This window comes from Psychrobacillus sp. INOP01, from assembly GCF_018140925.1.
Classification (GTDB): domain Bacteria; phylum Bacillota; class Bacilli; order Bacillales_A; family Planococcaceae; genus Psychrobacillus.
Window position 1 is genome coordinate 2,743,538 of the sequence record NZ_CP073315.1, and the last position, 19,403, is coordinate 2,762,940.

The window sequence follows — 19,403 nt, forward strand, 5'->3', positions numbered from 1 at the left end:
ATGAACTTTGACTTCTCAGAAGAACAAGTGCTATTGCGTAAAACAGTTCGTCAGTTTGTAGATAATGAAATAATTCCACATATTGCAAAATGGGAATCAGACGGTGCATTTGATCCTGCCATTTGGAAAAGACTTGCGGAATTAGGTTTGATGGGTGTATGTGTCCCTGAAAAGTATGGCGGAAGTGGAATGGATTATAATTCACTTGCAATTGTATGTGAGGAACTGGAGCGCGGCGATACGGCTTTTCGGACGGCAGTTTCAGTTCATACTGGTTTAAACTCCATGACTTTAATGCAGTGGGGATCAGAAGAACAGAAGCAAAAATATTTAGTTCCCCAGGCTACTGGTGAAAAAATTGGAGCATTTGGTTTAACGGAACCAGGCGCCGGGTCAGATGTAGCTTCGATGTCTACAGTAGCGGTGCTAGATGGAGATCACTATGTCCTGAATGGACAGAAGACATGGATATCCCTTTGCGATGTGGCGGATCATTTCATCGTTTTTGCATACACGGATAAATCTAAAAAGCATCATGGCATTAGTGCGTTTATCGTTGAGCGTACGTTAGATGGCTTCTTATCTAAAGCCATTAAAGGTAAATATGGCATTAAGTCAGGAAATACAGGAGAACTGTTTTTTGATAATATGCGCGTGCCAAAGGGAAATCTTCTAGGAAAAGAAGGTGAAGGGTTTAAAATTGCCATGTCGGCCTTGGATAATGGGCGATTTACAGTAGCTGCAGGAGCAGCCGGGCTATCTCTTGCGTGTTTAGAAGCAAGCGTGAAATACAGCAAGGAGCGTGAAACATTTGGGCAAGAGATTGGCAGGCATCAGCTTGTTCAACAAATGATTGCCAAAATGGAAGCTGGTCTCCAGATGAGCCGTCTCCTCGTATACCGTGTAGGTGAACTAAAAAACAAAGGTGTGCGCAATACAAGAGAGACATCTCTAGCTAAATGGCAGGCATGTGATTTTGCCAATAAAGCTGCGGATGATGCGGTGCAAGTGTATGGTGCATATGGATATTCAGATGAATACCCAGTAGCGCGATATTTGAGAAACTCAAAAGCTCCTGTTATTTATGAAGGAACACGAGAGATTCATACGATCATGCAAGCGGAATATGTCCTCGGCTACCGTGAAGACAAAACATTAAGCAATATGCTGCCGAAGTGGCCATTTGACGAATAAAAAAGAACTCCAATTGAAAACGCAAGAATGTTGTTCACCACCGTGAATAACATTCTTGCGTTTTGCGTTACAATCAAATCAAATTATATCGTTATAGTTTAATAGGGCAAACAAATTTTTGTATTCTGGGACATACAACTCCTTCATCAGCCTTGCCAATGGATAAATATTCCTGTTATCAAGTTAATATCCGGTGAACGCAAGTAACTGATAGAGGAAAGCAAGTAAATTACTAATCATCGAAAGTAAAGGATTTTCAAGACGAAATATCTATCCATAGAGAGGTATATTTTGACTGTTATTAAGATGATAATCCTTTTAGTTACTTAAAAATTTCTGAATTTTCTCCCTATAGGTGTAACTAATTTCTTTTTAGAAAGTCTAATGGGTTAACAAAGAAAAAAGGAAGGGTGATACAAATTGAAACGAAGGATTATTTCAATAGTCGCTTTAGGGTTGGTTGTATGTATAGCTAGTTTATTCTATTTCACCAAATTATCTGTGACAGCTCAGTCAGTTGTGCTATCTGGTCAAGTTTTTCAAGCATCTTTTTCTTCAGCTATTGGAAAGGAAGCATTAGAAAATGAAGAAGTGTATGTGGAGGATCAACAAGGTAGGAAGGTGGATGCAAATTATTCGCTCACTTCAAACGGTAAATCCATAGAAATTGAGGGCTTGAATGAGGGCTCATATACTTTACGTGTAAAAGACAAACTTGGAATTACAAAAACTAATTTTCCTTTTCGCGTTTATAAAGAGCTACCTACTGTCCGTTCACAAGCGGAGCTAAAAGCTCATTTTGAAATGGCAAAGAAATTACAAAATATTCCACACGAAGGGATTGCGGTAATGGAGGATTCGGCCATGGAGGAATCTTCAAGTGCCAAGAGTGGCGGTGATTATTCTACAACAAACAATCAGGTTGAGGGGGTAGACGAGGCAGATATAGTAAAAACAAATGGAACCCATATATACTCAATAACAGAAAACAACATCTCAATCGTCAATATAGAAGACCCAACGAAAATGTCAGAGGAAACAAAAATTCGTTTGGGAAGTGATTATTATCCGATGCAGCTATTCCTAACCGATAAAACGCTAATTGTTTTGGCACAAAAGAATTCCTTTCAGGCATTACCATATGAACAAAGTAGCAATGATATAGCACGTATGTCTATGCCAATGGATTCTATGACGACAGTGTTGTTCTATGATATTTCCAATCCATCTGCCCCGAAATTACAAAGAGAGGTCGGGACGGAAGGGCATATGTCTGGAGCTAGGCTAACGGCTGGTACACTCTATTATGTAACAAATGTCTATCCGAATTTTTGGATAATGGAAGAACAGGAAGATATAGAGTTGCGTCCGTACACCTATGACTCTGAAAAAGGGGATGCAGTGAATCCTATACCGTACGAGGATCTCTCCATTCTACCAAATTCCAAGGAAGCGACTTACAGCATTATCACAGCTTTGGACGTTTCTAATCCCGAGAAAAATGAAGTAATAACAAAAGGTTATCTCGGTGGAAGTGAGCAATTGTATATGTCGAAGGATAATTTATATTTAACGTCTAGTATTTATGAGGAGGGTACTTCTACCAATAAAATGCTTTGGAATCCAGGCTCTATGGATACGGAAGTGTTCAAATTTGCGCTAGATAAAACAGCAATCCAATTTGTAGCCTCTAATCGGTTAAAGGGTCATATTTTAAATCAATTTTCCATGGATGAACACGATGGGTATTTCCGGGCAGTGACAACGAAAGGGAATAGTTGGGATGAAAATGAAGTATCAGAAAATAACTTATTTATATTAGATGAAGGAATGAAATTGGTAGGCTCTCTAACTGGTCTTGCAAAGGACGAAAGAATTTATTCGGCAAGATTCATGGGTGATAAAGCTTATATGGTGACTTTCAAAGAAACAGATCCATTATTCGTGATAGATGTCGCTACTCCTACTTCACCGAAAGTATTAGGCGAATTAAAGATTCCAGGTTTTAGTAACTATCTACATCCATTAGATGAAAATCATCTCATTGGATTTGGCTATGAAACGAGAATTGATACACAAAGTGGTGGAAAAGAGCCATTGATCATGACGGAAGGGATGAAAATTTCCTTGTTTGATATAAGTGACTTAGCAAATCCGAAAGAAAAAGATACAGAAGTGATAGGTGATCAAGGCACATATTCGCCAATACAATATGATCATCATGCACTGTTTGAACATAAGGAGAACCACCTTTATGGATTCCCTATCTCTATTTACGAGAAACTGCCGGAGCAGGAATATTCTAATTTCAAACAGGATGGAGCATTAATCTACGAAATAACACCAGAAATTGGAATTGAGCGAATAGGTGACTTACTTCGACCAGAAGTTTCTGGCCAAATGTATGAAGAATGGGAAAGCTCGATTCAGCGAATTGTCTACGCAGGCGACACAATTTATACAATTGCGATGAAAGAAATTAAAAGTTATAATATCAATACTTATAAACAAACTGGATTAGTAAAGTTTTAGACTGAAAGTGACTACTATAGTCACTTTCTTTATTTGTATAAAGTGAAGCCTCCATCAATAGGGGTTTTCTTCATCTCCCACTGATGGGGAAATTGAACTCAGGCAAATAACGCCGCGTCGTGAGGCAATGCCTGAGTGACCAACATTCTGTTGGTCAGAGGCTCACAGGATGTGAGTAACATAGATGAAGCCACACGATGTGGCGCTTTCTGTCTATATTCTACATCGGGGTATTAAAGCCTGTTAAACTGGGTCAACAAGCCAACAGTATTTGTTTTTTCGCAGTTGGTTCTATAAGATTAGCTTAAATGGAAGAAAGAAGGTGTTCCTCATTGGCTGCAGATTATGAATTGGTTGTGGAAAGCTGTTTACTTGCGGGGCGTTTAATGATGGAAAGTGGTGCAGAGACGTATCGAGCAGAGGATACAATGGATCGCATGGCTGTTTCGCAGGAACTTAAGCAATCTCAGAGCTTTGTCACTCCAACCGGTATCATTTTTAGTGGAAATAAAAACCTTCCAACAAGATTAGTACGAATTAATGCAAGAACGACTGATTTAGGGAAGATCGCCTCAGTAAATAATATATCTAGAAAATTAGCTTTTGGGGACATTACAATTGAAGAGGCATATAGTGAGCTCAGACAGATTGAGGATGAACATAAAACCTATCCATTTTGGATTCAAATAGTTGCAGCAGCGATTGCTTCAGGTGCGTTTCTCTTATTATTTTCAGGGAAACTACTAGATGTGCCAACTGCCCTAATTGCAGGAGGTATAGGTTATGCGGTAGCTGATCGGCTAGAGTTAAGAACGAGGGTTAAATTTTTCGCAGAATTTTTTGCGGCGTTTATCGTTACAGTCATAGCAACCATATCTGTTGCCAGTGGTTTAGGTAGTGAATTAGATAAAATCATTATTGGTTCTGTTATGCCACTTGTTCCTGGTCTACTAATTACAAATGCAGTTCGGGATTTAATGGCAGGCAGCTTTGTGTCAGGTCTATCAAAGGGAGCAGAAGCTTTTCTTACTGCTTTTGCAATTGGAGCCGGAGTTGCGCTAGTGCTATCACTGTAGGGAGGGTTAGGATTGATATATGTAACTCAAGGTATTTTAAGTTTTATCGCTGCTGCTGCATTCGGAGTAGTATTTAATGCACCTAAAAAGTCACTGTTTTACTGTGGAATAGTTGGAACGACCGGTTGGATTGTTTATATGTATGTGAACCAACTAAATCAGGATCAGGTGAGTGCTTCATTTGCGGGAGCTTTTACCGTTGCATTCGTATCACATATAATGTCTAAAAAATTTAAAATGCCGATGATCATATTTAGTGTTGCAGGAATCATCCCACTTGTTCCAGGAGGCACTGCCTATAACGCGATGAGAAGTGTCGTTGAGAAGAACTATTCATTAGCTCTCGAATTTGCTTCTCTAGCCTTACTGATTTCGGGTTCAATTGCAATGGGCTTAGTATTTGCGGAAATTATTACCCAGCTTTGGAAGAAATCAATTGTGAAATTAAAAACAAAACCGTGAGCAGAGAAATTTTTTCTATGTTCATGGTTTTTTTTAATTTAATCTCATGTAAAGTGATTAAGTAGGAGCACTTCGAAAATTATGGAAAAAAATTACCTTCATGCAAGTAAATCACCTATGAAAGTAAGTAGCTGATAGAGTATAGCAAGTAAAGGCCCAGTGAGCGCAAGTAAACTACTTGCCAAGATGGATAAGTGGTAAAAGTTCTAACTAATGATACTTTCTTATAAGATGTGCACAGCAGCACGCTAAATCTCGTATATATGAATTTTAGCATGAGCGTTTTTGTAATAAGTACTTCGTTCAATTTCATAGTTACTATCTACTCATCTATTTGATAGGAGTGCAAGGTGGCTGGAAAAGCGTGACCAAGTGAGACTCCACAGAAGGCGCACAGACCGCTCAGCTTGAAATCATCCTGTCCGAAACGGAGTTCAACAGTATAGTAGGAACCAAATAAAAGAGGCGAACCTCAAAAGTCGTTTTTCAACGAGCTTCAAGGCCAACCTCCATAAAAAGTTGCTTATAACATTTCTTCTACTTCTTTAGCGGAAATCGGTAGGCTTACGTAATAACCCTGAACCGCATCACAGCCCACTTGTTTAAGTAGCTCAAACTGTTCGGCGGTTTCTACACCTTCAGCAACTACTTGTAGATCTAATGATTGTCCAAATTGTACTAAACCTTGAACTAGCTTTTCTAGTTTTTCATGTTGAATAATAGAACTTATGAATGATTTATCTATCTTTAATTTACTTATTGGTAGCATTTGCAAATAGCGTAAAGAGGCATAGCCTGTTCCGAAATCATCTAATACAAAGTCAATGCCATCTTGTTGTAGCTTTTGTATTTGCTGAACAATTGCTTTTTCTGCCTCAGCTTCGAGTGCAAATTTCTCGGTGAACTCTATTTGGATCAGCTCTGGAGAACAATTGTACTTTTCTAGCACTTTTCGAATGGTCTTCACCATGTTTTTATCTCTAAACTCGCGAATAGATGAGTTGAAGCTCACTTTGATAGGTATTCCTTTTCGTTGCCAAATAGCAGCCTGTTCGCAAGATTTTTCAAGCATAAATTGACCAATTCCATTGATCAGTCCTGTTTCCTCAGCAATTGGAATTAGTTCTTCAGGAGATACAGTACCCAATACGCTATCTTCCCATCTTACTAATGCTTCCACTGACGTTATAGCACCTGTTTTCACATCTTTTTGAGGCAAGAACATGACTTTTAAATCATTATGATTCAATGCTTCTAATAATCGTTTTTCAATTTGAACCTTACGAGAAAGTTTTGAATGATCAGATTTCGAAAGGGTAGCAATCATACTGCCACCTTCTAGTTTAACCTTTTGGATCGTATTTGTAGTAGCTTTTAATAAATGAAGATAAGATTGCTGATCTTCAGGATATCTAGTAATAGCTCCGCTTACAGTAATCGGAATTATTTTGCTATCTAAGTAAATAGGATTTTGCTTTAAATAATTGGTAAACCCTTGAATATACCAATCGCTTAAAGGAGTAACTATAGCAAAATCATCTCTGCCGGATCTTGCAATTATAGAATCCTCAAAATAGATTTTCAGTCGCTTAGTAAACTCATTTAACATTTTTGTTTCCGTTTGATCATTGAAAATTTCTTTTAATGTATAAAATTGATCGATGCTAATGAAAACAAATGAAAATGATTTTTTTTCTTCAATATATTCATTTACCACTTCTTCTAAACGATGTCTGCTTAATAAGCCTGTTTCTGTGTCTACATAAGCAATCTGTTCAAGTTTGGTTTGCATTAATTTCTTTTCGGTAATTTCCTCTTCCAATAATAAAAAGTAAGGGGTATTATTTGGGGTATAGGAAACTGGGATACCTAACAAATTCACCCAATAAATAGTTCCATCTTTTGTGACTTTCTCAACGGCAGCTTGAAATACTTTTCCGTCTCGAAGTCTAGTGATAATCTGGTTACCAATTGCTATATTTTCAGGAGTATCCGGAAGTAACTGCCAAAATGATTTACCGATAACTCTTTTAGGAGTCCATGAACTTTTTTTCAAAAACTTATCATTTGCATGCATGATTAGCCCTTCACGATCTATATATAGCAGCATGAAAGAATCTGATAATCCTTTTTTTATGATCTGAAGCTCATGAAAAGAAGATAATTCCATTAAATTATTTGTATCTGTTTTAATCTGAAATAATACGTAACGCATATCCTGCCATGTAAAGGATTTTGCAACAATAGAAGTTTTTATAGCTTTTTTGTCTTTAGAGTAAAGGACTACGGGAGTAACCTCAAAAGGATCTTCTGTATGTAAAATAGCTTCCCAATTTGCCGTGAAGTGTCCTTGTGTATAGTCTGTAAAAAGTGGTACATCCGTGTCCTGTAAATCATTAATAGAGTAACCAAATTGTTTTTCCGCCTCTTGGCTCCACCAGACAATCTTGCCTTCGTTATTTGTCATGTAACTAGGTGTAGGCAAGTGGCTAAAAACAGTATTACTTAAGTCTAGAGATTCTTCTTTGAGAAACATATTCAAGCCCCCTTAAATAGTCTATGATTATTATATGTAGTTTCAAATAATTAGTCATTAGTATAATACCATATATTCATTTATATATATATAGGTGGGTAAAAAGTACTTCAGAAAGTGGTTGGAGAAAATGCCGAAAAGTAAATTTGTAAGGTCCAAAGGTATATTATTAGTTGTTATGGGATCTATTCTATGGGGTGCAACAGGACCTATGATGGAATGGGTTTTGAATAATACAAGCTTATCTGTTTCTTTTTTCTTAACAGTTCGCTTATTAACAGCTGGATTATGTATATTATCATTTCTATTAATAACTGGTAAGCAAATTTTTCTTATATGGAAAGATATTAGTTGGCTTAAACAATTAGTTGTTTTCAGCGTACTAGGAATGTTGGGTGTACAATATACATTTGTTGCAGCAATTGAAGCTAGTAATGCATCAATCGCTACATTACTTCAATTTTTAGGACCTGTTTATATTATTTTGTTTTTATCCTGGAAGAACAAAATGTTTCCCCCTAAATATCAGGTCATAGGTATTATCGGTACATTAATCGGTTTGTTTTTATTGTTAACGAATGCAAATGTGAGCGTATTGTTAATAAGTAGAGAAGCGTTACTTTGGGGCTTGGCTGTAGGAATAGCATTTTCTATTTATACGGTGTATCCAGCTCGGCTGATGAAAGAGTGGGGTGTTCTTGTTATTGTCGGTTGGGGAATGCTAATAGGTGGGGTGGTCCTAGCAACGGTTACCCAAATATGGAAAACGGATGAATGGATTCATCTTGCAGCATATCCTATAAACTTTATCGTAATAATTATTATATTAATAGGAACCATTGCATTTATATTGTTTTTGTCGAGTATGAAATACATAACGGCAGTGGAAACAAGTATACTGTCCAGTATTGAACCATTAACGGCGATGATTATTTCAGTATTTTGGTTTAGTCAAATACTTGGAGTATGGCAATATATTGGTGTTATTATTATGCTTCTATTTGTCACATGGCTCTCTGTTGCAGGGGAAATTAAATTAATAAGTAAAAGAAAAGGATGACTTTCGAAATATTAAGTCATCTTTTTCTATGTCTTCAGAAGAGTTTATGGCATAATAGATTTTACAAGAATTAATTCGAGTGTCGAAGAATCTAGGGGTGTTTCCATTTTGAAGACAATTTTTTCTTATTTATCTCCATATAAAATGTTGGTTATCGTCGCTTTATTGTTTATGTTAGTAGAGCTTTCCGTAGAGCTCGTTCAACCATTGTTAATCGCAGTCATTATTGATGATGGGATTCTAGCAGGGGATCAGCAAGCTATTGTTCTTTGGGGAAGTATTATGCTTGGAATTTCCTTTTTGGCATTCTTAGCAGGAATTATTAATACATTTATCGCCTCTCATGTTGTACAAAGCTATGGGTTCGATATACGTCAGGCATTATTTAAAAAGGTACAGGCTTTTACAATGGCTACTTTTTTAAAGTTTCCAACAGCCAGTTTAATCACACGTTTAACTACTGATGTGACGATTACACAAAATCTAATTTTTATGGGATTACGTATTATGCTCCGTGCTCCTTTACTAGTTGTTGGTAGTATTATTATGTCCTTTATAGTGAACCCATATTTGGCTATGTTTCTAGTAATCGGTGCTCCTTTTTTAGTAGTATTCCTTTATATTATGAGTCGGAATGGTTTAAAGCTATTTGGGAAAGTTCAAAAAAGGGTGGACCAGGTCACGAGAAAGATACAAGAAAATTTACAGGCAGTACGTTTAATAAAAGCCTATTTGCGTGGAAATTTTGAATCGAGCCGCTTTGCAACAGTTGCTGCTGATTTGAAAATAGATAATGTAAAGGCATTCCGAATCATGGAGTTAATATTGCCTGTTTTACTCTTTGTCATGAATGTTAGCTTGTTGGCAGTTCTGTGGTTTGGTGCAAAAGAAATCCAAACAGGAAATGTGGAACTAGGAGAACTAGTAGCTATCATTAACTATGCGATGCGTATGACAGGTGCCTTTTCTATGTTTGCTTTCATTATTATTTTCTTTTCTAGAGCAAAAGCATCTTCAGAACGTATGGAGGAAGTGCTCCTGGTTGAGGAAGGGATTGAAATTATTAATGCAGACTCAGAAGGAACAACTCCAAGAATAGGGGAAATTGAGTTTCAGCATGTGTCATTTCATTATCCTACTACAGAAATGCCTGTATTAAGAGATGTTTCCTTTAAGTTAAAACCGGGATCGAAACTGGCGATTATGGGAGCAACTGGCTCTGGTAAATCGACTTTACTCAATTTAATACCAAGGTTTTTTGACACGACAGAAGGAGCAATATTAATAGATGGAATCGATGTAAAAGAATGGCCACTGGAAGAGTTAAGAAAGATAATTGGGCTTGTTCCTCAGCAATCTATTCTTTTTACTGGAAGTATAGAGGAGAACCTAGGATGGGGAGATTCCACTGCCACGGAAGAGTTATTAAGAGAAGCCGCAAAACAAGCGCAAATCCATGACTCTATTGAACAATTCCCAGACCAATACAATACGAGAGTTGGGCAAAAAGGAGTGAATCTATCTGGTGGTCAAAAACAGAGACTTTCCATTGCACGTGCACTCGTTAGAAAACCAGAAATATTATTATTAGATGATAGTACAAGCGCATTAGATGTCTCGACTGAAAATGCATTATGGGAAGCTTTAGAGGAAGAAAATGCAACGATGCTTGTTATTACACAGAAAATCCGAACTGCAAAGGGTGCGGATCACATCTTATTATTAGAAGAGGGTCAAGTTTCTGCACATGGCACGCATGATGAGCTCATGAAGGACTCTTCTCTCTATAAAGCTATTGCTGAATCGCAGGCAGAGGGGGGCGAGCATGATGAACTTCATTCGTAAACCTTTTGGTTATGAGCCTATTATTACTAAAGAAGATTTAAAGAAAAATCACAAAAAGAAAATCGATAAAGCTTCCGATTGGAAGGGTGTCTTAACAAGAATATGGAAGTTGGTCGATGAACAGCGATTTCTATTAATTGTCGTCCTTTTGATGGTAGTAGCTAGCTCCGCTTTAGCATTAGTTGGTCCATATTTAATCGGAGTAATTGTGGATGAACATATTTCTCAAAATATTTTTGTTGGTCTTTCCAAAATAATTGGTGTATTACTCATCGTTTACTTGTTTTTCTCTCTTGCTACTTATTTGCAAAGCTATTGGATGATTGGTATTTCACAGCAAACAATTTATAGACTTCGTACAGGATTATTTGAGCATTTACAGAAGCTCCCTGTATCCTTTTTTGATAAACGCCAGCACGGAGAGTTAATGAGTCGTATGACAAATGATATTGAAAACGTTAGTCAAACTTTAAACTCATCTCTTATCCAAGTGTTTTCAAGTATCCTAACTTTGGTTGGGACAACAGTCGTCATGCTATTACTGAGTCCGCTGATGACATTAGTCACGCTTATTATTGTACCTTTTATGTATTTTGCGATGAGGTGGATTACGAAGCGTACATCTAAATTGTTTAAGGAACAGCAAAAAGCAGTTGGTGAATTGAATGGAATGATTGAAGAAACGATTTCTGGGCAACGAATTGTAAAAGCCTTCTCACAGGAAGGGCGGATGCAAGAAGAGTTTGCCGTTAAGAGTGAGCGTTTAAAACTAACTGGATTCTGGGCGTTAACTTACTCTGGTTTTATTCCAAAAGTGATGAACTTTTTGAATAATACAAGCTTTACGCTTGTTGCTGCAGTAGGTGGATTATTAGCATATTATGGACATGTGACAATAGGAGAAATTGTTATTTTCACGGAGTATTCAAGGCAATTTACTCGTCCATTAAATGATCTAGCGAACCAATTCAATACAGTGCTGTCTGCAATTGCAGGGGCAGAACGCGTTTTTGCTATTATGGATGAGCCCGTTGAAGAAGATGCTGCGGTTGAAAATACAGATTATAAACTAAAGGGTAATGTGACATTTGAAGATGTAACATTTTATTACAATAAAGAAGATGAGTCTCCGACGATTTCCGACGTCTCTTTTCATGTAGAGTCAGGGAAAACTGCTGCATTAGTTGGTGCAACTGGAGCTGGAAAAACGACGATTATGCAACTACTTGCACGTTTTTATGAAGTAAATGGAGGACGTATATTAGTAGATGGTATTTCTATTGATGAGTTGCCTAGACATACGCTACGAAGCCAAACGGCATTTGTTTTACAGGATCCATTTTTGTTCGAAATGACAGTAAGAGAAAATATTCGATATGGCAAATTGAATGCCACAGATGAAGAGGTGCTCCACGCTGCAAAAGAAGCTAATGCACATGATTTCATCATGAAATTATCAAATGGGTACGATACTATTTTATCGGCTGATGGTGGGGAAATTAGTCAGGGTCAAAAACAATTATTATCCATTGCTCGAGCACTCGTTGCAGATCCAGCAATTCTGTTGTTAGATGAAGCAACGTCTAGCATAGATACAGTTACAGAAATGAAAATTCAAGAGGCCCTTGAACGATTGATGGAAGGAAGAACCAGCTTCGTAATAGCCCATCGATTAAATACAATTCGCCAGGCAGATATAATATTTGTGATGGAAGATGGAAGACTAATAGAGTCAGGTCCACAGGACGTGCTGTTGCAAAAAAAAGGTAGATATTATAGTATGTTAACGAATTCAAAGATTTAAGGAGAAACAGATGAATATATCAGTAATGACAGTGTCCCTTCCGTTAGACCAGGAGACGATAGAGGAAGTAAATCAATTGATAGCTGAAGCAAGAACAGTTGATAAAGTGGATTATACTTCACTACTTAGCGTAGAAGAGCTATCCGATTTTTATACAAAAGGTTTTTGCGTAATAGCCTATGATGACGATAGCGACCGCTTAGTCGGCGTGTTAACCTCCATTGATCGAATTGCGACACTGGATTTTGAGTGGAGTAGTGTTGTGCTACCTAGTGTTCGAAGATTAGGGATAGGTGAACGACTAGTAATAGAATTAGGTAGAAATTTAGAAGTAAGAGGGGCGGCTGCGGATATCGCCTTAATGCCAGAAGGCTCTGAAGCAGGTCAGCAGTTTCTTCACAAATTTGGTTATGCTTTAGATTTTTCGGAGAGAACGATGTTAGCTGATGCGGAAAAAGTGGAATTAGATAGTGAAGTGGAAGTTTATCGGTATACCGACGAAGAGTCAGAAATCATCGAAGTATTAGTAAGCGCATTTGGTGACACGGAAGAAGAAGCTAAAGAGTTAATCGCGTTTAATACACAAACGCCAGGTCGCCTAATGATGATTGCCAAACTACGAGATGAATTAGTAGGAACGGTTACATTAGTTGATGACGGCGAAAAGCTATGGGTGACAGGGCTTGCTGTTCATGAAAATGCACGTGGTAGAGGTGTGGCAACATACTTATTGAACTGGAGTAAAAACGAAGCGAATCGAATGGGGAAAGCATCCGTTTATTTGGATGTAGAAACAGACAATGATCAGGCGCTTTCCATTTATGAGAAAGCAGGATTTACTACAGTGAGTAACACCCATTTTTATAAAAAAGCTTAACCTGGAAATTTAATGATAGCAGCGAACAAATTATGTGTTGATTTGTTCGCTGTTTTTTTGTCTCTGTTAATGGAAAAGGTTGATTAATGCTTAACGAATATGGAATTCCCTAAATAATATTATCGCTGGATATTTACGTGAAATAAAAGAAAATTTCAAAAATTTTATTTTACTTAAATTAACGCAGCAGATTATTTCAATAAGAACAGGAGAATCAATATACTAGGTAGAATATAAATAAGATGACATTGTTTAGAGAAAAAGTATATTTTTATGAGGAGTGTTGGTCATGGTTCATGCAAAAGATATTTTATCTGATCAGTTGTTGGCAAATGCGAATGACCCTAGTTGGTACCTACCATTTTCAGATTCAATAAAAAGATTGTCTGAGGAGCAAGCATTTTGGAAGCCAAACGAGGAAAGTAATAGCATTGCTGAAATTGTGCAGCATCTACTATATTGGAATCAAACATGGCAAACAAGGTACCAAAAATCTCACGTTGATGCTGTGCCTTCCATAGGAAATAATAATAACAGCTTTATTATTCCTGAAAATCATTCATTTGCTGACTTAAAAAAACAACTATTAGAGGTGCTTTTACTTTGGCAAGAGTTATTATCTGAAGAAAAAGTTGAGAGTGAAGTTAATGGTTTTTCTGGACATGTGAAATGGTGGGAAGTTCTCGGAAATGTGTCAACTCATAACGCATATCACATTGGTCAGATCATTTATATCCGAAAGTTGCAAAATAGCTGGAAAATAAATGTTGGAGAAGATGAATAAATAAAAGTTCCATTAGGCCATCTTGAACTAAAGGTGTGCTTTAGCTAAGCATAACTATCATTTCGATGGTCTATTTTTAGGGCCAAAACATCAGATTTCGGCGATTCATTGTGAAATGTTACTCTGAAACTAACACAGCAGATTAGCTCAATAAGCACTAGAGAAAAAAGCTATAATATATCTGATTTAAGGTGGTGTTCTCCATTGAAAAAAGTAAACAATAGACATATATGGATTGAAGCTGAAGAATGGGCTGAAGGTGAATGGAATGTTGAAGATGATAACCTTGATGTCATCGTAACTTTCTCTGACCGTTCTAAATGGATTGCGAGTTTTTTCACCTACAAAAACATATAGACATTGAGAGAGAAAAATGCGAAGACAGGCGAATGTATGAGCGGTGCATATTTATGGTCAAGCGATATGGTTCTTATAGATATTGTAAGTAGAGAAAGACTTTATGAAGTCATTGACTACCTTATCTATAACGGTGAGTTTGAGTCAGCTTTTACTAAGTACCCAGATGTTGATGTTGAAGAGGACCATTTGTATCCAGAGGGTTTTTTTAAAATGAGTGATGAATAAACATCCTTATTCAACTAACGGGTGCTTTAGTTGAACAATCGGCTGCCTTTACAGGACAGTTTTTTCGTATTGAGTAATGGAGTTAACTAATTTCATAAACGGGTGTTATGTCTATTAGGGTGTATCCGGCATCCAAACTGGAATCAGAGTAGTAGATGTATTAAAGTGTGCTTGAAAAATCACTAATCTAATACAATACAAATATGTCCAATTTGCAACTAGGAATTAGCTAATATTATTATTTCCATATTATTCTTATATGCTTTTAAGTTTACATTAAGTAATATATTCATGTATTAGATATTTATAAGGAGAGAGGTCAAACCATTGAAGACAGTTCGTATTTTATTAGTTTTACTTATTACTTTTGGTCTTTTTTCTATAACACCTACTTTTGCAGCAGAAAAAACAATTGATCAATATTACATGGATGATGTAGATTACGGGCATGGGGCATACGAACAATTAGAACGTTTCTTGTATGCAGATATCATAGATGGATATGAAGAAACTGAGGTTTATGAAGAAGATGGAGAAGAATATGAATATACATCCATTCTTTTAAAACCAGAAAATAATATTACCCGTGCACAATTCACAAAAATTATGGTTAATGCTATGAATTTAACAAGTGGCGAGATCAAAAAAACGTTCTCTGATGTAAATTCTTCAGCTTGGTATTATAATTATGTCCAAATTGCTAGTAGCAGAGGGATTATTACTGGAAAAGAAGATGGGACCTTTAAGCCAAATGATAAGATTTCACGTGCTCAAATGGCTGCTATGATTTATCGGGCATTTAATGAGACGGTGGATTTTTCAACAACAGGAAAGACTTTCAAAGATGTAACTCAAAATAGCTACGCTTATGAAGCCGTTGTGAAAACAGCAGGTGTCGGAATCGTAAATGGTTATGGAGACAACTTCAAACCGAATAATTTTGCTAAACGTTCCCATGCCGTATTGATGATTGACCGCGCATTACATCTAGAATCTGGAACAGCCGAAGACGAACTTTCAGTGATTCAAACTGTAAATCGTAACGTCACAGAAGAGTTGTCCCTATACTCTGAACAACAAAATCTTGAAGCATTGGAAGCTCTTTATCGCGAAACAACAATGGGTTATTATCTAGCTTATTCACTTAATAGCCAGAGTCTACTAGATGACCCTGAATATTCATTTGGTTCCACTACGATGGAACAAGTGGGTGAGCATTCAAGCAAAATTGTTTCCTTAAATAAGCATTTTGCAGAAGTTAAAATAGACAATCTAAAGGTTCATGTTTCCGTGAAAGAACCAGACATGGACATGAAGTTTGAAATGACACTGGATTTATCAGGAACTGCATATTTAAAGAAAACAGAAGGCGGAACTTGGAAAATTTATAACATTGTCTATGATGATGAGGACTATGACAATACGCTAACTGCAGCTATGGCTGGTAATTAACCTAAAAAAGATTCCCGACTCTAATTTAAAGAGGAGGGAATCTTTTTTATAGATATAAAAACGAATGTAAATCTATTCAAGAGGAGAGGCAAGGTTAAATGGAAAACCTCATTGGGAATATAATTTAGTGCCATATCGCCATTATTTAGTCGGTTCCTTAAAGGATAGATTGGTGTCTGTGGGACTGTTTATGGATCATACTGGGTTTTGGTAATTATGAGGTTGAAAGTGTACAAGAAGTCGAAGAAATTGCTAAAAATGCCCTGCCGTATTAGAAGAAAAGTTTCAGTATTTAGTACATCCTTGGGAACCTTAGAAGGATTGTTCACAAAAAGCAAGTGAAACGTTATTAATGTAACGGGTTCTTTAGTTAAACATGACCATCATTTCGATCTATTTTTACGTCCAAAACAACAAGCAGATTTTGGCGATCCATTGTGAAATGTTACACTTAATCTATCGTAGCGGTTTAAGTGAAAGAAGAGTATTAGGAATATAAACAAAAAATCCTTTTCTAACATGTAGAAAAGGACACATAAAGTTTTGTAGACCATTGATAAAGAAATCTACTCGTAGTTAGCCATGTAATTCCCTTCTTCAAATATTTCTTTCGGACTTTTGGAAGTCCATTCTTCTACTGTCATATCGGGATGCAAGTTTAAGTAAGATCTAATCATCTTGTAGCCTTCACTATAGCCATAATAATTGGGAAAACCATTAGTCCCACCTATCAGTATTTCATAAATCTGATCAGTAACAGAACCCTCAAGATTTGGTTCAATCCTGCTCCAATATTCTTTGTTAAAGTTTTCGTCGATCACATAAGCAGTACTATTTGAATCGGGATACACTGAGGTTTCAAACATCACGGCTTGGCCCTCCATTATTAAATAATCTAATAGTGTTGGATAATAATCTTCTGTATAATGTTTTTCGATCCAAACGCTATGATGATATTCATGAGAAATACCTGATTTATGATTATTATCAAGCTCACTCAAACTATAATAGTTATCGAAATCATTGAAAAAGACTAAAATTTTCCCTGACCCGGCTGTCAACATGTCAGATGGAAATCTTTCATTTTTAGGAAACACACATACATTTGTTTTTTTATCGGATGAAAGTATGTCGGAGGATTTAACAAGGGATTCCTCGAATAACTTATTTATATGATCTTTATCTATGGATTCAACTTGATTCTTGATACTATCATAATCACTTTCTTCCGGTGTCCATTCAAACGAATTAATTTCTAAATATTCCGTATCTTTAAAACATGCATCATATATAGGTTCTATAATTTCTTGTTGATACAATTTATGGGGTGATTCATCTGGATTATCCTTTACAGTTTCAAAATAGTTCTCATATAGCATGTAAGCATGAATTATATTAAATTCTTGCTCTGTATTGGGGTTTTTAAAAGAATAAGATATATTTTTTTGTTCATTTTCCGTATTAATATTCTCCTGAGATTGTTCAGTTTGCTTACAGGCTGATAAAATAAAAATTAATAGAAGCATACAAAATGAAATAAAAACTTTATTTGTGATATTCATAAACTTCATCTCCCTTTTCAATCTATTTCCTATACATTCCATTTTGTCTAAAAGTTTCATTAATTTAAACTATTAATTTTAATTTTAATAACATAAAACAAAACATACTTTTAAGATAATAAGTGCTTGGAATAGTTGGAGGGAAGATTCGGAGACTACCTTTCCAATTATAAATAAAATCTTTGTGAAATAATGTACTTAAACTAACGGGTGCTTTACTTCAAGAAGGAATACAGCATTTTTTCTTCTAAAAACTTTCGTGCAGTTTAATGAAAGAAGAACAAGAAGGTGTCAGTACTAATTTCAACAGTTGTAGGAGGGAGACGGACAGACAAACGTCATAATATTACTAAGAAAAGAGGGGCTGGTCGTGACTATGTCACGACCAGCCCCTCTAAAAATCAATCGGTAATAATATAGCAACAAGTCAGTCTAAAGCCTACTGAAAACGCTAGAAACAGGTTTTGAACTTAAAGGACTGTACATCTTTTTTGAACGGTTCCTTTCACCCAAGATAAGAGTGCCAAATAAAGGATAAGACTTTTACAATATAGAATATAAAAACAAGGAGGGAAGTACATGTTTATAGTTAATGTTGAAGGAGCAATTTACAAAAATGAAAAATGGCTGTTAGTAAGAAGGAGTGAAAAAGAAGATCACGCAGCGGGATTGCTATCCCTTGTTGGAGGTAAGGTAGAAATAGATGGGATAACATCAAATATATTAGAAGAAACTCTAAAAAGAGAAATTACAGAAGAGGTAGGCATAGAGGTTTCAAATCTTAAGTATGTTAATAGTTCTTTATTTGAAACAGATACAGGTTTAACTGTAATAGACATTGTTTTTCTTTGCGAGCATCAATCTGGAGAGCCCTATGCTAAATGCCTGGATGAAGTAAGTGATATTTTTTGGATGTCGACACAGGAAATATTAGATGTCGCAGATCTACCAGTTTATCTAAAGGAAAACATTAAGTTGGCTGATAAAATCCTACATGGAAACTGATTTCATTTAACAAGAGGGGATAAATATTTTGACTACTATAGGACTTGTAAGGCATGGAATTACGGATTGGAATGAACTTGGGAAATCACAAGGTATATCAGATATTCCTTTAAATAATCTCGGAAAACTGCAGGCGATTGCTTTGGCAAACAGGCTTGTATTAGAAGGAGAATGGGATGTTATTGTGACAAGTGACTTATCACGTGCCAAAGAAACAGGACAAATAATCGCCGCTAAACTAAACCTACCTATCAATATATATGATAAAAGAATACGAGAAATAAACTGCGGAGAAATTGAAGGTACAACGGAAGAGGAAAGGTTAAAAAGGTGGGGGAGTAACTGGTGGAAATTAGACCTTGGAATGGAAAAGTTCGGAGATGTATCTAATAGAGGGTATGAATTTCTAACAGAATTAGCTATTACATATAGTGACAAACGAGTATTGGTAGTGAGTCATGGGGCATTAATAGGGCTTACTCTACAAAGGTTGCTACCGGAGCAGTTCCAAAAAACACAATTAGATAATACATCGTTAACTATTCTAACTATTAAACAGGGTATTTGGAACTGTTCTCTCTATAACTGTACGAAGCATTTAGATAATACTTTTAGTAACGTATAATAGA

The 19,403-nt window shown here is 36.3% G+C and carries 16 protein-coding genes; 14 read left to right on the plus strand and 2 right to left on the minus strand.

The genetic code is table 11. From position 1 onward, the window contains the following. The 4 genes from KD050_RS13765 to KD050_RS13780 all read left to right on the plus strand — a co-directional run bounded on the left by KD050_RS13765 (nucleotide 1) and on the right by KD050_RS13780 (nucleotide 5,264). The gene (locus KD050_RS13765; protein WP_211892908.1) at nucleotides 1–1,194 is read left to right on the plus strand and encodes an acyl-CoA dehydrogenase family protein; all 1,194 of its coding nucleotides are present in this window, start codon (nucleotides 1–3) and stop codon (nucleotides 1,192–1,194) included. Nucleotides 1,195–1,614: 420 nt separating this feature from the next. Further along, nucleotides 1,615–3,726 carry a beta-propeller domain-containing protein gene (locus KD050_RS13770; RefSeq protein ID WP_211892909.1) on the plus strand — a complete coding sequence of 704 codons (2,112 nt, stop codon included), beginning with the start codon at nucleotides 1,615–1,617 and terminating at the stop codon, nucleotides 3,724–3,726. Nucleotides 3,727–4,058: 332 nt separating this feature from the next. After that, entirely contained in the window at nucleotides 4,059–4,802 is a 744-nt protein-coding gene (locus tag KD050_RS13775; RefSeq protein ID WP_370627082.1) for a threonine/serine exporter family protein, read from the plus strand. A 12-nt stretch (nucleotides 4,803–4,814) separates the two neighbouring features. Continuing rightward, nucleotides 4,815–5,264, plus strand: a complete 450-nt coding sequence (locus KD050_RS13780; protein WP_211892911.1) for a threonine/serine exporter family protein — start codon at nucleotides 4,815–4,817, stop codon at nucleotides 5,262–5,264. Nucleotides 5,265–5,787: 523 nt separating this feature from the next. Here the strand turns inward: KD050_RS13780 and KD050_RS13785 are convergent. Then, nucleotides 5,788–7,800 carry a sensor domain-containing protein gene (locus KD050_RS13785; RefSeq protein WP_211892912.1) on the minus strand — a complete coding sequence of 671 codons (2,013 nt, stop codon included), beginning with the start codon at nucleotides 7,798–7,800 and terminating at the stop codon, nucleotides 5,788–5,790. Between the two features lie 130 nt (nucleotides 7,801–7,930). Between KD050_RS13785 and KD050_RS13790 the strand changes: the two genes are divergently transcribed. The 8 genes from KD050_RS13790 (at nucleotide 7,931) to KD050_RS13820 (ending at nucleotide 16,207) form a co-directional block, all read left to right on the plus strand. Then, nucleotides 7,931–8,860 (plus strand): DMT family transporter, encoded by a 930-nt coding sequence (locus KD050_RS13790; protein ID WP_211892913.1) that lies wholly within the window; start codon nucleotides 7,931–7,933, stop codon nucleotides 8,858–8,860. Nucleotides 8,861–8,968: 108 nt separating this feature from the next. Beyond that, nucleotides 8,969–10,705 carry an ABC transporter ATP-binding protein gene (locus KD050_RS13795; RefSeq protein WP_211892914.1) on the plus strand — a complete coding sequence of 579 codons (1,737 nt, stop codon included), beginning with the start codon at nucleotides 8,969–8,971 and terminating at the stop codon, nucleotides 10,703–10,705. After that, the gene (locus KD050_RS13800; RefSeq protein WP_211896309.1) at nucleotides 10,689–12,509 is read left to right on the plus strand and encodes an ABC transporter ATP-binding protein; all 1,821 of its coding nucleotides are present in this window, start codon (nucleotides 10,689–10,691) and stop codon (nucleotides 12,507–12,509) included. Before KD050_RS13795 ends, KD050_RS13800 begins: the two co-directional genes overlap by 17 nt. Nucleotides 12,510–12,519: 10 nt before the next feature. After that, nucleotides 12,520–13,386: a GNAT family N-acetyltransferase gene (locus KD050_RS13805; RefSeq protein ID WP_211892915.1), complete on the plus strand. Its 867-nt coding sequence runs from the start codon at nucleotides 12,520–12,522 to the stop codon at nucleotides 13,384–13,386. A 289-nt stretch (nucleotides 13,387–13,675) separates the two neighbouring features. Next, the gene (locus KD050_RS13810) at nucleotides 13,676–14,170 is read left to right on the plus strand and encodes a DinB family protein (RefSeq protein ID WP_211892916.1); all 495 of its coding nucleotides are present in this window, start codon (nucleotides 13,676–13,678) and stop codon (nucleotides 14,168–14,170) included. A gap of 204 nt (nucleotides 14,171–14,374) precedes the next feature. Further along, a complete protein-coding gene (locus tag KD050_RS21535; RefSeq protein WP_370627083.1) occupies nucleotides 14,375–14,527 on the plus strand; it encodes a hypothetical protein in 153 nt (50 codons plus the stop codon). Nucleotides 14,528–14,563: 36 nt separating this feature from the next. Beyond that, nucleotides 14,564–14,755, plus strand: coding sequence for a hypothetical protein (locus KD050_RS21540; protein WP_370627084.1), 192 nt, complete (start codon nucleotides 14,564–14,566; stop codon nucleotides 14,753–14,755). Between the two features lie 327 nt (nucleotides 14,756–15,082). Then, on the plus strand, nucleotides 15,083–16,207 hold the full coding sequence (locus KD050_RS13820) for an S-layer homology domain-containing protein (RefSeq protein WP_211892917.1): 1,125 nt from the start codon (nucleotides 15,083–15,085) through the stop codon (nucleotides 16,205–16,207). A 566-nt stretch (nucleotides 16,208–16,773) separates the two neighbouring features. Here KD050_RS13820 and KD050_RS13825 read toward each other — a convergent pair. Continuing rightward, nucleotides 16,774–17,769, minus strand: a complete 996-nt coding sequence (locus KD050_RS13825; protein ID WP_211892918.1) for a DUF2268 domain-containing putative Zn-dependent protease — start codon at nucleotides 17,767–17,769, stop codon at nucleotides 16,774–16,776. Nucleotides 17,770–18,348: 579 nt separating this feature from the next. On the opposite strand from KD050_RS13825, the gene KD050_RS13830 reads away from it, so the two are divergent. Together KD050_RS13830 and KD050_RS13835 are read left to right on the plus strand one after the other, a co-directional pair. Beyond that, nucleotides 18,349–18,774, plus strand: coding sequence for an NUDIX hydrolase (locus KD050_RS13830; protein ID WP_211892919.1), 426 nt, complete (start codon nucleotides 18,349–18,351; stop codon nucleotides 18,772–18,774). A gap of 28 nt (nucleotides 18,775–18,802) precedes the next feature. Further along, on the plus strand, nucleotides 18,803–19,399 hold the full coding sequence (locus tag KD050_RS13835; protein WP_211892920.1) for a histidine phosphatase family protein: 597 nt from the start codon (nucleotides 18,803–18,805) through the stop codon (nucleotides 19,397–19,399). Nucleotides 19,400–19,403: the final 4 nt, after the last annotated feature.

Excerpts from the sequence above, each read along its gene's own strand:
- KD050_RS13765 (WP_211892908.1), top strand. The coding sequence starts at position 1 with ATGAACTTTGACTTCTCAGAAGAACAAGTGCTATTGCGTAAAACAGTT.
- KD050_RS13785 (WP_211892912.1), bottom strand. The coding sequence starts at position 7,800 with ATGTTTCTCAAAGAAGAATCTCTAGACTTAAGTAATACTGTTTTTAGC.
- KD050_RS13790 (WP_211892913.1), top strand. The coding sequence starts at position 7,931 with ATGCCGAAAAGTAAATTTGTAAGGTCCAAAGGTATATTATTAGTTGTT.
- KD050_RS13800 (WP_211896309.1), top strand. The coding sequence starts at position 10,689 with ATGAACTTCATTCGTAAACCTTTTGGTTATGAGCCTATTATTACTAAA.
- KD050_RS13805 (WP_211892915.1), top strand. The coding sequence starts at position 12,520 with ATGAATATATCAGTAATGACAGTGTCCCTTCCGTTAGACCAGGAGACG.
- KD050_RS13810 (WP_211892916.1), top strand. The coding sequence starts at position 13,676 with ATGGTTCATGCAAAAGATATTTTATCTGATCAGTTGTTGGCAAATGCG.
- KD050_RS21540 (WP_370627084.1), top strand. The coding sequence starts at position 14,564 with ATGAGCGGTGCATATTTATGGTCAAGCGATATGGTTCTTATAGATATT.
- KD050_RS13825 (WP_211892918.1), bottom strand. The coding sequence starts at position 17,769 with ATGAATATCACAAATAAAGTTTTTATTTCATTTTGTATGCTTCTATTA.
- KD050_RS13830 (WP_211892919.1), top strand. The coding sequence starts at position 18,349 with ATGTTTATAGTTAATGTTGAAGGAGCAATTTACAAAAATGAAAAATGG.